The organism is Pseudomonas sp. ADAK21 (assembly GCF_012935735.1).
GTDB lineage: Bacteria > Pseudomonadota > Gammaproteobacteria > Pseudomonadales > Pseudomonadaceae > Aquipseudomonas > Aquipseudomonas proteolytica.
Genome location: NZ_CP052857.1, coordinates 1,698,583 through 1,710,854 on the forward strand (window position 1 = coordinate 1,698,583; position 12,272 = coordinate 1,710,854).

Sequence of the window (12,272 nt, forward strand, 5' to 3'; positions counted from 1 at the left end):
CGGCCTGAAAACCCCTGCTATGTGAGTCGGTTCTGATGCAATGTTTGCAGCGTTTGTACGGGCGCCATCGCGGGCAAGCCCGCTCCCACAGGGAAATGCGGTCAACTGTGGGAGCGGGCTTGCCCGCGATGGCGGTATCAGCTTCAGCGGTTGGGTTGTGGGGTCAGCCGCAGATACGGCTTGACCGCGCGATAGCCTTTGGGAAAGCGCTGCTTGATCTCATCCTCATCCTTGAGCGACGGCACGATCACCACTTCATCACCGTCCTGCCAGTTGGCAGGAGTGGCGACTTTGTAGTTGTCGGTCAGTTGCAACGAGTCGATGACCCGCAGGATTTCGTGGAAGTTGCGCCCGGTGCTGGCCGGGTAGGTGATGGTCAGGCGAATCTTTTTGTTCGGGTCGATCACGAACAGCGAACGCACGGTCAGGGTGTCGTTGGCATTGGGGTGGATCAGGTCGTAAAGGTCCGAGACCTTGCGATCGGCATCGGCCAGGATCGGGAAGTTGACGATCGTGTTCTGGGTTTCGTTGATGTCTTCGATCCACTTGTGGTGGGAGTCCACCGGGTCCACCGACAGGGCGATGGCCTTGACCCCACGCTTGGCGAACTCATCCTTGAGCTTGGCGGTGAAGCCCAGTTCGGTGGTGCACACCGGGGTGAAGTCCGCCGGGTGGGAAAACAGCACGCCCCAGCTATCACCCAGCCACTCGTGGAAACGAATCTTGCCGGCGCTGGAATCCTGTTCAAAGTCGGGGGCGATATCGCCCAGTCTGAGGCTCATGGTGTGGCTCCTGATGAGTGCTTATGGAACCCACTGTGCCTGCGCCGATGAGATTTTAAAAAGAATAAATATCGATTTATTTAGACCATAAAGGAATATCAAGCAGTGCGTTGATTGACCAATTTCTGGGCAAAAAAAACCTCGCAATTATCGCGAGGTTTTTTTCTCAACGGTTCTTACAGGAAGCTGTAAGTGTAGTTGAAGATCAGACGAGTCTGGTCCTGGTCCTGAATGCCAGTGCCGCTACCGCGATAGACACCGTGACGCAGGGTGGTGCCAAAGCCTTTGAGAGCGCCCTGCTGAATGGTGTAGTCGATACGCATATCGCGTTCCCACTCGGACTGGTCACTGCCACCGTTCTTGGCTTTGATGTTGTCGCCATGCAGGTAAGCAATCGAGGTTTTCAAACCTGGAACGCCCAATGCAGCGAAGTCATAGGAGTACTGACCGAAGGTGGTGTTTTCACCCGCACGCACGAAGGAGTTGATCATGCTATCGGTGAAGAGGTAGAAGCTGGAACCGCCGGCGCCTTCGTTACGGCCGTTGCCGTCGACAACACCGCCCTGGTTCAGCCAGACGAAACCGCCGTCATCGTTGACACGCTGATGGCCGACCATGAACGCACTGCCACCCAGGCTATAGGTGAACATGGCGCTCCAGGTTTTGTTATTGACTTCGCCTGCGTCCTTCGCATAACCACCATTGTTGTTGAACTGGTAGCCAGCCTGGCCGTTCTTGCCGTCGGAGCTGCTATCGAAGTAGCGCACGTCGGTTTTGAACGACTGACCTTCGGTGATCGGGTAGACGTGAACCAGACCCAGGAAGTGCTGCTTATAGAAGTCTTCCAGGTTGGCGTAGTAGTACTGCAAGGTCAGGTCTTTGGTGACCTTCCAGTCAGCACCGCCATAACGGAACTTGTTGCTTTCCTGGCTGGCGCCTGCAACCGACAGGCCAGTGCTGTTGCTCGAGGCACGGCCAGTGGCGTGTTCAAGTTGACCGGCGTTGAACGTCACGTTGTCGATTTCTTTGGAGGTGATGGTGCCGCCTTCAAAGGTTTGCGGCAGCAGACGGCCATCGCTTGCGATCACGACCGGCAGGTTCGGAGCCAGGGCCCCGCCCAGATGGGCCTCGGTCTTGGAAAAACGAGCTTTTACGTTGGCGCTCGCGCTGCTCCAGCTGCTCACGGCCGAACCGTCGGTGTCGCTTGGAACAAAGGAGTTGTTGTCTGGGTGATGACCACGGCCACCATCTAGGTGAAAGCCGACCAATGCCTGGGCATCGATACCAAAGCCGACCGTGCCTTCAGTGAAACCAGACTGGACGTTGAACTTCAGGCCGGTGGCCGTTTCGCGCTGGTCAGCGCCGCCTTCACGCTGATCGTTATCAAAATACAGGGTCCGAGAACTTACGGATGCCTTGGTGTCTTCAACAAAACCAGCGGCGCCTGCTTGCTGGGCCAAAACCCCAGCCGCGATGGCGAACGCCAATGTGGACTTCTTCATGTACCGCTCCTCTCGTTTCTAATTTTTGTAGTTCTTTGGTCTCGGGTCTGACGCCCTCGATCCACAGACGCGCGATTAGCGCCAGATAGTGACTGACAAGTCAATCGCAACCTTGTGTGTCTACTACCTTCGTCTAACCGCAGTTGATTTGGTCCCTGCAGGGTAATGAGTTTTTCATACACCCAAAAAGAATTATTTCATCCTTTTTCATACTATTCAGGAATAACACTTTCCATGATGCGACGATCCCGCAGCGGGGTATCGCTCCATAAGCTAATTCCTAAAGGGTATTTATTGGCCATTTTTTAGATCGTTTAGTGTGAGCAAAATCTCGCACACGTCACTCACGATCAAAAAGGCGACGCCATCATGGCCAAACGCGCATCCTCTAGTCAATTTGTTACAGTTTTACTATCGCTTACACTTTCTTTTGGCGTGCAAGCAGCCAATCTCACCATCGGTTACCAAACCGGGATTGACCCCAGCAAAGTGCCCCAGGCCGACGGTGTCTATGAGCAAGTCATCGGTCAGCAGATCGACTGGCGCCGCTTCAACAGCGGCCCCCAAGTGGTCACCGCGATTGCCTCCGGCGATGTGCAGATCGGCAACCTCGGCTCCAGCCCGTTGGCGGCCGCCGCATCCCGTAACCTACCCATCGTAGCGTTCATCGTATCGGCCCAGATCAATAGTTCTGAAGCTTTGGTAGTGCGCAACGACAGTCACATTGACGCACCCAAGGACCTGATTGGCAAAACCATCGCCACACCTTTTGTCTCCACATCCCACTACAGCCTGCTCGGGGCCTTGAAACACTGGGGCCTGGACACAAAGCAGGTCAAAGTGGTGAACCTGCAACCAGGCGAAATTGCCGCAGCCTGGAAACGCGGGGATATCGACGGGGCGTTTGTCTGGTCGCCGGCCCTGGGGGAAATCCGCAAGACCGGCAAGATCCTCACCGATGCTGCCCAGGTCGGCCAATGGGGCGCGCCGACGTTCGAGGTGTGGGTGGCGCGCAAGGACTTTGCCGAGAAGCATCCTGAGGTGGTGGCCAAGTTTGCCAAGGTCACCCTGGATTCGTTTGCCGAGTATGCGGCCCATAAAGCCAGTTGGACGGTGGATTCGGCGCCGGTGCAGAAGATCGCCAGGTTGACCGGCGCAAACGCCGCAGATATTCCCGAACTGCTGGAAGGCAGCACCTTCCCCGATGCCCGGGCGCAGCAAACCGACGCCTTGCTTAATGGTGGGACAGCCAAGGCCATTGGAGATACGGCGAAGTTTCTCAAGGAACAAGGGAAAGTAGAGACAGTGCTACCGGACTATTCAGCCTACGTGACCGGAAAATTCATCAAAGAATAAACCCGCCACCCTGTAGGAGCCGGCTTGCCGGCGATGGCGGTGGGCCAGTTAACAAAGATGTCGACTGATACACCGCCATCGCGGGCAAGCCCGCTCCTACATTGGATGGGTGGCGCTTATAAGGTCTTCTCGAAGATCTTCGAATTACGCTGAAAGTTGTACAGCGAAGCCCGCGCCGACGGCAGGCGATCCACGCTGCTTGGCACAAAGCCGCGCTCGCGGAACCAGTGGGCGGTACGGGTCGTCAGCACGAACAGGGTCTTCAAGCCTTGGGTGCGGGCGCGGGTTTCGATGCGCTCGAGCAGCTCATCACCACGGCCGCCATGGCGATATTCCGGATTGACCGCCAGGCACGCCAGCTCACCCGCCTCCGAGTCGGCAATGGGGTACAGCGCGGCGCACGCGATGATCATGCCTTCGCGCTCCACCACGCTGAACTGTTCGATTTCCCGCTCCAGCACCTCCCGCGAGCGGCGCACCAAAATGCCCTGCTCTTCCAGTGGGCTGATCAGGTCCAGCAGGCCGCCGACGTCTTCAATCGCCGCCTCGCGCACCAGTTCGAACTGCTCCTGGGCCACCAGCGTACCGCCGCCGTCCCGGGTAAAGAGTTCGGTCAACAGCGCACCGTCTTCGACATAACTGACGATATGGCTACGCCCCACGCCCCCACGACAGGCCTCGGCCGCCGCATCCAGCAGTTCGGCCTGGTAGTTGTTGCCCAGGCGTTGCAGGTGCGCCGGTACTTGCTGCGGACGCAGCTCGCGCACCAGTCGGCCGTTTTCGTCGATCAGGCCCAGGTCGGCACCAAACAACAGCAGCTTGTCGGCCCCCAGGTCGATGGCGGCGCGGGTGGCGACGTCTTCACAGGCCAGGTTGAAAATCTCCCCGGTCGGCGAATAGCCCAATGGCGACAGTACGACAATGGAGCGTTCGTCCAGCAGGCGGTTGATGCCCTTGCGGTCGACCCGGCGCACTTCGCCGGTATGGTGGTAATCGATACCGTCCAGCACGCCGATCGGCCGTGCGGTCACCAGGTTGCCACTGGCTACCCGCAGGCGCGAGCCCTGCATTGGCGAGGACGCCATGTCCATGGACAGTCGTGCTTCGATAGCAATACGCAAGTGGCCGACCGCGTCGATCACGCACTCCAGGGTCGCGGCATCGGTGATGCGCATGCCATCGTGGTAATGCGGGGTCAGGCCGCGAGCGGCGAGGCGGGTTTCGATTTGCGGGCGCGAACCATGTACCAGCACCAGGCGCACGCCGAGGCTGTGCAGCAGCACCAGATCGTGGACGATGTTGCCGAAGTTGGGATGATCCACACCGTCGCCCGGCAGCATGACCACAAAGGTGCAGTCACGGTGGGCATTGATGTAAGGCGAAGCGTGACGAAGCCAATTGACGTATTCGGGCATAAACCTGGGCCTGTTATAAAAAGCAGCCAAAAAAAGAATGAATCGCTAAACGCACAGCGGGCTGATGGTTATCGTCGGAACAGGCTTGGCGACACGCTCGCTCTCCTTCTAAGTACGGGATGCAATGGGGTTAATTTATGCAGGTTTGAGGCAGTAGTGTTCAATCAATTCCCGCAATAGACGCACTGTAGGCGTCAAGCGTGACATTTCAAGGTACTCGCCCGGCTGGTGGGCGCAGGCAATATCCCCAGGGCCGAGCACCAGGGTTTCACAACCAAGGCGCTGAAGATAAGGCGCTTCAGTGCCGAACGCTACTGCTTCGGCACGATGGCCGGTCAATCGTTCCGCGACCCGCACCAGCTCGGCATCTTCAGGCTGCTCGAAAGGCGGCACTTCGGGGAACAGCGGCGCATAGTCGATCTGCACCTGATGGCGTTCGGCGATGGGCCGCAGTTTCTGCTGGATGGCGTCGCGCAGCACCTGCGGATCCATGCCGGGCAAGGGCCGCAGGTCGAATTCCAGGGAGCATTGGCCGCAAATGCGGTTGGGGTTGTCGCCGCCGTGGATGCAGCCAAAATTCAAGGTGGGCTGGGGCACGCTGAACTGTGGGTTGCGATACTCCCGCTGCCAGGCCAGGCGCAGGCCGCGCAGCTCGCCCATGGCGTCATGCATGGCTTCGAGGGCGCTGTGGCCCAGGCTTGGGTCTGACGAGTGACCACTGCGCCCGAGGATGTCGATACGTTCCATCATCACGCCCTTGTGCAGGCGGATCGGCTTGAGGCCCGTGGGCTCGCCAATCACCGCAGCCCGCCCCAGCGGGCGACCGGCCGCAGCCAGCGCGCGGGCGCCGGCCATGGAGCTTTCTTCATCACAGGTGGCAAGGATCAACAGCGGCTGCTTGAACGGTTGGTCGAGCAGCGGCAGGACCGCTTCGATGGCCAGCGCGAAAAAGCCTTTCATGTCGCAGCTACCCAGTCCTACCCAGCGCCCGTCCACTTCCGTCAACTTCAAAGGATCGGTCTGCCATAGCGCTTCATCGTACGGCACGGTATCGCTATGCCCCGCCAGCACCAGGCCGCCGGGCCCGCTGCCGAAGCTGGCCAGCAGGTTGAACTTGCCAGGGCTGACCTGCTGGATCTCGCAGGCAAAGCCCAGGTCGCCAAGCCAGGTGGCGAGCAGATCGATCACCGGGCGGTTGGTCTGGTCGAGAGACGCTTGGGTACAACTGACAGAGGGCGCGGCAATCAGAGCGGCAAATTGTTCTTTCATGGACGGTAAAGGCATGCGCTGTCTCTCAACTTCCACAGATGAAACCCATCATAGAACCATCTGCGCAGCACAATAAACCCGTTGCGGCACGTTGCCGGGCTCAGTCCTGTACACTGCACGACCTTGGCAGCCACATTTTCCCCCGGCTGCACTCCCGATCCTGGATGTTCCGGCCATGCAAAAAGAAACCGAAATCAAGCTCCGCGTCAGCCGCGAGACCCTCGCTGCGCTGCGTGAGCACCCGCTCCTGAAAAAACGCAACAAAAGTGGCTGGGAACGCCGTGAGTTGATGAATCAGTACTTCGACACCCCCGAGCGCGACCTGGCCCAGGCCAAGGTTGCCCTGCGCCTGCGCAAGGATGGCGACGAAGTGATCCAGACCCTCAAGACCCGCGGCCACAGCGTTGCCGGCTTGTCGGAACGTAATGAATACGACTGGAAACTGCCCAAAGCCAAGCTCGACGTGAAGAAACTCGACGGCGAATGCTGGCCCGAGCAATTGGCCGAGCTGGACAAAAAGACTCTCAAGCCAATTTTCACCACCGACTTCGTGCGCGAACGTGCCGAGATCGCATGGGGCCGTGGCAAGGCCAAGGTGGTGATCGAAGCCGCCCTGGACCTGGGCCATGTGATTGCCGGCAAGCAGAAGGAAGAAATCTGCGAGCTGGAACTGGAATTGCGCGAAGGCGAACCCGCCGCCCTGCTGGAACTGGCTGCCGAACTGGCCCAGACCCTGGCGCTGATGCCGTGCGATATCAGCAAGGCCGAGCGCGGCTACCGCCTGTTCGACGCCAGCAGCTACTCCCTGAGCCTGCCGGCCCCACAACTGCAACCACAAATGCCTTTGGATGACGTCTTCGCCGCGCTGACCTGGCACCTGCTGGGCAGCAGCCAGCGCCTGGCCGAGCAGTACCGTTTCAACGGCCACTGGCGCCTGTTGCAGGACTGGGTAGAAAACCTCGCCGAAATGCGCGCCCTGATCGGTAGCCTCGGCCAGGCCGCACCACGTCAATCCACCAGCGAACTGCGCAGCGCGCTCGACGCCCTGCTGGAAGACTGGCGCCCACTGGTCCAGGCCGGTGAAGACGATGAAGACGTGCGCAAGGCCGCGCCGGAACAGTTCATCGAAGAATTGACCGACGTGCGCTGGGGCCTGTTCTCACTGAACACTTCGCGCTGGCTGCTGGCCCGCACCTGGACCCAGGACCGCAACGTGCGCGGCAACCGCCAGGGCGCCGCCCAGGTCGCCAACTGGCTGCCGCGCTTGCTGGCCGACGAAGCCGTCGCCCTGCGCCTGCCGCGCTACCAGCAACAGCCCGAAGACCTCGCCGAGCAACTGCCGCGCATCGAGCGTCTGCAGGCTTGGCTGCACCATGCCCGGCACCTGCTGGAAATCCCGGAGCTGGATCGTTTGTACGGTGAGCTGAACAAGTTGGCGGCCCTGGCCAACCTGCCAATCAACGACGAATCGCTGGATGCGCGGATGCATCAGGTGATCGCGGTGTATCAGAATCGTGCGTGGAAGACTTTGCTGCGTCTGTAAGCGCCCTCTGGCTTGCTGTGGAGAGCCGACTTCTTGTGGCGAGCGGGCTTGCCCCGCGCTGGGCTGCGTAGCAGCCCCAACCAACCAAGACCAACTGATTTTTTTCAGGTGGACCGAGGCGACAGGTTTTGGGGCTGCTACGCAGCCCAGCGCGGGGCAAGCCCGCTCGCCACAGCAGCCCTTTCAGCGCAACACTGGCAGGCTGGTGGTCGACTTGATTTCCGACAACGCCACAATCGAGTTGACCTCCTGTATCCCCGGCACCATCGACAACTTCTCAAAGAAAAACCGCTCATACGCCTCGATATCCGAGGTGACAATGCGCAACAGAAAATCCACCGCCCCCATCAGCACATAACACTCCAGCACCTCCGGGAACCCGCGGATCGCCTCGGTGAACTCCGTGAAGTTGGACCGCCCGTGGGCGTTGAGTTTGACCTCGGCAAAAATCTGCGTGTTGAGGCCAATCTTCTTGCGGTCGAGCAACGTCACCTGGGCGCGAATCACCCCCTCTTCCTTGAGCCGCTGGATCCGCCGCCAGCAAGGCGACTGCGACAGACCGACCTGTTCGGCAATCTGCGCGCTGGAGAGTGACGCGTCTTCCTGCAGCAGTGCCAGGATCCGGCGGTCGTAGACGTCCAACTCACTGTGCATAAAAATACCCTTTAATCCCGTACGCTCGAATTGTGCTATTCATTTATAAGGCATATCACTCAAACATAGATAAGAAATACCCCACAGCTCATGTAAAAATTTCTCCAGTCAAATTTGGAGAACGGCCATGCATTCAGTCCCAGCCAGCCCCACCCGCGTCGATGCCTGGGCAGTCAGCAATAGCCATTGCCAGGCGCGCTACCAGATCCTCGCCGAAGCCGAGCCCGATGTGCTGTGCCGAATCCTGAACTACTTCGCTTTGCAGTTCCTCGTGCCGCAACAGGTGAACGTGACACGCGACGATGACCTGCTGAACATCGACGTAGTGATGGACGGCCTGAGCTGGCACCGCGCCCAGGTGATCGGTGAAAAACTTCGTAACCTGATCAGCGTGTGCTCGCTGGAGCTGCAACCTGTTGAATCCACAAGGTTGCAGACCGTACAAGCGATGGCTCAGTAAAAACCGGCAATAACCCTCTGGGCGACAGCGACCAGGATGGAACTAGCCTTGGCGCTACCGCATGAAACCGCCCAGGAAACCGCCATGCCCGTTGCGCCACAACGCCAGGATCGCAGGCTTTGCCTCGACGAACTGCTGCCCGCCCTCACCGCCCATGGTTTGATCGACACAGCCCTGGCCGAACGCCTGCGGCGAACTCCGGCCAATGGCCTGCACCCGCTGGAGTTTCTCGCCGGCCAGTCACTGCCCGACCCCGCGCGGCCCGGCCTGGCGCTATCACTGGAGCGGCTGACCCAATGGCTCGCCAGTCATGTAGACCAGCCCTATCTGCGCATCGACCCACTGAAAATCGATGTGGCGAGCGTGGTGCCGCTGATGTCCCATGCCTTCGCCCAGCGCCACCATATCCTCGCCGTCGCCCTGGATCGCGACAGCGTGACGGTGGCCAGCGCCGAACCCTACCTGTGTGAGTGGGAAGCGGGGCTGGCTCATGTGTTGAAGCGCTCGATCAAGCGCGTGGTCGCCAACCCCCAGGCGATCCGCAGTTGTACCCAGGAGTTCTTCCGGCTGGCCAGGTCGGTCAGCGGGGCCGACCAGACCAACCCCACGGCGCCCCCTGCCGAGCAGTTGCTCAACCTCGGTGCCGGCGACCAGGAGCCCGACGCCAACGACGCGCATATCGTCAATATTGTCGACTGGCTGCTGCAATTTGCCTTCGGCCAGCGCGCCAGCGATATCCATATCGAGCCGGGCGGCGACCAGGGCCGCGTGCGCTTCCGTATCGACGGCTTACTGCACGATGTCTATCAGTTTCCGCCCCAGGTCACGACCGCCGTGGTCAGCCGCCTGAAAAGCCTCGGGCGGATGAATGTCGCCGAGAAGCGCAAGCCCCAGGATGGCCGGGTCAAGACCAAGACGCCCACGGGTATCGAAGTGGAGTTGCGTCTTTCGACCCTGCCCACGGCCTTCGGCGAGAAGCTGGTGATGCGGATTTTCGATCCCCAGGTGCTGCTCCAGGATTTCCAGCAACTGGGGCTGTCGGCCGATGACCTGCAGCGCTGGCAGCACATGACCGCCCAAGCCAACGGCATCATCCTGGTCACCGGCCCCACCGGGTCAGGCAAGACCAGCACCCTCTATACCACCCTGCGGCAATTGGCTTCCCGCACGGTGAACCTGTGCACGGTGGAAGACCCCATCGAGATGGTGGAGCCGGCCTTCAACCAGATGCAGGTCCAGCACAATATCGACCTGACCTTCGCCAGCGGCATCCGCGCGCTCATGCGCCAAGACCCGGACATCATCATGATCGGCGAGATCCGCGACCTGGAAACCGCTGAAATGGCGATCCAGGCGGCCTTGACCGGTCATCTGGTACTGTCGACCCTGCACACCAACGACGCTCCCAGCGCAGTAAGCCGCCTGCTGGAACTGGGCATTCCCCATTACTTGATCAAGGCCACTTTGCTTGGGGTCATGGCCCAGCGCCTGGTGCGGCGGTTGTGCCCACACTGTAAAAGCCCGACGGCGTTGAACCAGGACGCTTGGCACAGCGCTACCCAGTCTTGCGTGGCACCACCCGCCAGCGTCTACCGCGCCAATGGCTGCGTAGAGTGCCGCGAAAGCGGCTATCGCGGGCGTATCGGGGTCTACGAAATCATGTTGATGAATGACGGGGCCAGGGCCCTGGTCAGTGCCGACACCGACTTGCAGGCACTGCGCCGCGAAGCGCTCAACGGCGGCATGCACAGCCTGCGTCTGGCAGGTGCGCACAAGGTGGCTGCGGGGCTGACCACACTGGAGGAAGTGCTACGGGTTACACCAGCGAACGAGTAAACCGTTCTTATCTGCGGCAAGCCCGTTACAATCGACAGACTTCGCGTCACCGCCACCACCAGACAAGGAATCGTTATGCAGATCGGAACAGTGCTTCTCCTCTTCGTAGGCTTGGCCATCGCCATCCTGTTCATGGGCTTCAAGGTCGTGCCCCAGGGCTACCAGTGGACCGTGGAACGCTTCGGCCGCTACACCAACACGCTCAAGCCTGGCCTGAATATCATCATTCCTGTGATGGACCGCATCGGGCGCAAGATCAACGTGATGGAAAGCGTGCTGGATATTCCGCCCCAGGAAGTGATCACCGCCGATAACGCCACAGTGCAGATCGACGCGGTGTGTTTCTTCCAGGTGGTGAACACCGCCCAGGCGGCCTATGAGGTCAACAACCTCGAACATGCGATCCGCAATCTGCTGCAAACCAACATCCGTACGGTGCTCGGCTCGATGGAACTGGATGCCATGCTCAGCCAGCGCGACGGCATCAACGAGAAGCTGCTGCGCACGGTCGATGAAGCCACCGCACCTTGGGGCATCAAGATCACCCGTATCGAGATCAAGGACATCAGCCCGCCCGCCGACCTGATGGCCGCCATGTCCGGCCAGATGAAAGCCGAGCGTATCAAGCGTGCCCAGATCCTCGAAGCCGAAGGCCTGCGCGCCTCCGCCATCCTGACCGCCGAAGGCAAGAAGCAGGCGCAGATCCTCGAGGCTGAAGGTGGTCGCCAGGCCGCATTCCTTGAATCCGAGGCCCGTGAACGTCAGGCCGAGGCAGAGGCCCGTGCCACGCAGGTGGTATCGGAAGCGATCGCCACCGGTAACGTGCAAGCCATCAACTACTTCGTCGCGCAAAAGTACATCGATGCCCTGGGCAAGCTCGCTTCTGCCAACAACAGCAAAGTCATCCTGATGCCGCTGGAAGCCAGCCAGGTCATTGGCGCAGTGGGAGGCATCGGCGAAATCGTCAAGGCCACCTTCGACAACAAGAAAGCCTGAGGCCCGCACCATGTGGGAATTCCTGCAACACCTGTCGTTCTGGGATTGGCTGGCGCTGGGCACGGTGCTGCTGATTCTTGAAGTGTTTGGTGCCGGCGGTTATCTGCTGTGGATGGGGATCGCCGCAGCGGCCGTGGGAGTGCTCAAGTTCCTGATCCCGGGGCTTGGGCTGGAGCTGCAACTGCTGCTGTTTGCAGTGCTGTCCATCCTGACGGCGGTGTACTGGTGGAAGCGCCAGCGCAGCAGCGCCAAGGCCAGCGACCAGCCGGGCCTGAACATGCGCGGTTCGGAGCTGATTGGCCGCACCTTTGTGGTGCATCAGGCGATTATCGACGGGCGGGGCAAAATCAAGGTCGGCGATGGCGTGTGGATGGTCACCGGGCCTGACGCACCTGTAGGGGCTCAAGTACGGGTGATTGGCCAGGATGGCGTGATTATGCGCATTGAAACTGTTTAGTC

General features: G+C 60.1%; 11 protein-coding genes. 6 read left to right on the top strand and 5 right to left on the bottom strand.

Annotation, left to right across the window (positions count from 1 at the left end; genetic code table 11):
• Positions 1 to 143: 143 nt before the first annotated feature.
• On the bottom strand, positions 144 to 782 hold the full coding sequence (locus HKK57_RS07805) for a peroxiredoxin (RefSeq protein WP_169390004.1): 639 nt from the start codon (positions 780 to 782) through the stop codon (positions 144 to 146).
• A gap of 176 nt (positions 783 to 958) precedes the next feature.
• Positions 959 to 2,284: an OprD family outer membrane porin gene (locus HKK57_RS07810; protein WP_029289480.1), complete on the bottom strand. Its 1,326-nt coding sequence runs from the start codon at positions 2,282 to 2,284 to the stop codon at positions 959 to 961.
• A gap of 369 nt (positions 2,285 to 2,653) precedes the next feature.
• Here HKK57_RS07810 and tauA point away from each other — a divergent pair, with 369 nt between their 5' ends.
• Positions 2,654 to 3,640 carry a taurine ABC transporter substrate-binding protein gene (gene tauA / locus HKK57_RS07815; protein WP_029289482.1) on the top strand — a complete coding sequence of 329 codons (987 nt, stop codon included), beginning with the start codon at positions 2,654 to 2,656 and terminating at the stop codon, positions 3,638 to 3,640.
• A gap of 116 nt (positions 3,641 to 3,756) precedes the next feature.
• Here tauA and argA read toward each other — a convergent pair whose 3' ends face one another.
• Together argA and argE are read right to left on the bottom strand one after the other, a co-directional pair.
• Complete coding sequence (gene argA / locus HKK57_RS07820; protein ID WP_029289484.1) at positions 3,757 to 5,055, bottom strand: amino-acid N-acetyltransferase; 1,299 nt, start codon at positions 5,053 to 5,055, stop codon at positions 3,757 to 3,759.
• A 135-nt stretch (positions 5,056 to 5,190) separates the two neighbouring features.
• The gene (gene argE, locus HKK57_RS07825) at positions 5,191 to 6,339 is read right to left on the bottom strand and encodes an acetylornithine deacetylase (RefSeq protein WP_029289486.1); all 1,149 of its coding nucleotides are present in this window, start codon (positions 6,337 to 6,339) and stop codon (positions 5,191 to 5,193) included.
• A 160-nt stretch (positions 6,340 to 6,499) separates the two neighbouring features.
• Between argE and HKK57_RS07830 the strand changes: the two genes are divergently transcribed.
• Positions 6,500 to 7,867: a CYTH domain-containing protein gene (locus HKK57_RS07830; protein WP_169390005.1), complete on the top strand. Its 1,368-nt coding sequence runs from the start codon at positions 6,500 to 6,502 to the stop codon at positions 7,865 to 7,867.
• Positions 7,868 to 8,050: 183 nt separating this feature from the next.
• On the opposite strand, the gene HKK57_RS07835 is transcribed toward HKK57_RS07830, so the two are convergent.
• On the bottom strand, positions 8,051 to 8,521 hold the full coding sequence (locus HKK57_RS07835) for an Lrp/AsnC family transcriptional regulator (RefSeq protein ID WP_029289490.1): 471 nt from the start codon (positions 8,519 to 8,521) through the stop codon (positions 8,051 to 8,053).
• A 127-nt stretch (positions 8,522 to 8,648) separates the two neighbouring features.
• On the opposite strand from HKK57_RS07835, the gene HKK57_RS07840 reads away from it, so the two are divergent.
• The 4 genes from HKK57_RS07840 to HKK57_RS07855 all read left to right on the top strand — a co-directional run bounded on the left by HKK57_RS07840 (position 8,649) and on the right by HKK57_RS07855 (position 12,270).
• Positions 8,649 to 8,981, top strand: a complete 333-nt coding sequence (locus tag HKK57_RS07840; RefSeq protein WP_029289492.1) for a hypothetical protein — start codon at positions 8,649 to 8,651, stop codon at positions 8,979 to 8,981.
• Between the two features lie 84 nt (positions 8,982 to 9,065).
• On the top strand, positions 9,066 to 10,817 hold the full coding sequence (locus tag HKK57_RS07845) for a GspE/PulE family protein (protein ID WP_169391183.1): 1,752 nt from the start codon (positions 9,066 to 9,068) through the stop codon (positions 10,815 to 10,817).
• Between the two features lie 75 nt (positions 10,818 to 10,892).
• On the top strand, positions 10,893 to 11,813 hold the full coding sequence (locus HKK57_RS07850; protein ID WP_027608388.1) for an SPFH domain-containing protein: 921 nt from the start codon (positions 10,893 to 10,895) through the stop codon (positions 11,811 to 11,813).
• 10 nt (positions 11,814 to 11,823) lie between these two features.
• Positions 11,824 to 12,270, top strand: coding sequence for an NfeD family protein (locus HKK57_RS07855; RefSeq protein WP_029289497.1), 447 nt, complete (start codon positions 11,824 to 11,826; stop codon positions 12,268 to 12,270).
• The last annotated feature ends 2 nt before the right edge of the window (positions 12,271 to 12,272 follow it).

Coding starts and splice junctions, on each gene's coding strand:
- HKK57_RS07805 (WP_169390004.1), bottom strand. CDS start 782: ATGAGCCTCAGACTGGGCGATATCGCCCCCGACTTTGAACAGGATTCC.
- HKK57_RS07810 (WP_029289480.1), bottom strand. CDS start 2,284: ATGAAGAAGTCCACATTGGCGTTCGCCATCGCGGCTGGGGTTTTGGCC.
- tauA (WP_029289482.1), top strand. CDS start 2,654: ATGGCCAAACGCGCATCCTCTAGTCAATTTGTTACAGTTTTACTATCG.
- argA (WP_029289484.1), bottom strand. CDS start 5,055: ATGCCCGAATACGTCAATTGGCTTCGTCACGCTTCGCCTTACATCAAT.
- argE (WP_029289486.1), bottom strand. CDS start 6,339: ATGCCTTTACCGTCCATGAAAGAACAATTTGCCGCTCTGATTGCCGCG.
- HKK57_RS07830 (WP_169390005.1), top strand. CDS start 6,500: ATGCAAAAAGAAACCGAAATCAAGCTCCGCGTCAGCCGCGAGACCCTC.
- HKK57_RS07835 (WP_029289490.1), bottom strand. CDS start 8,521: ATGCACAGTGAGTTGGACGTCTACGACCGCCGGATCCTGGCACTGCTG.
- HKK57_RS07840 (WP_029289492.1), top strand. CDS start 8,649: ATGCATTCAGTCCCAGCCAGCCCCACCCGCGTCGATGCCTGGGCAGTC.
- HKK57_RS07845 (WP_169391183.1), top strand. CDS start 9,066: ATGCCCGTTGCGCCACAACGCCAGGATCGCAGGCTTTGCCTCGACGAA.
- HKK57_RS07850 (WP_027608388.1), top strand. CDS start 10,893: ATGCAGATCGGAACAGTGCTTCTCCTCTTCGTAGGCTTGGCCATCGCC.
- HKK57_RS07855 (WP_029289497.1), top strand. CDS start 11,824: ATGTGGGAATTCCTGCAACACCTGTCGTTCTGGGATTGGCTGGCGCTG.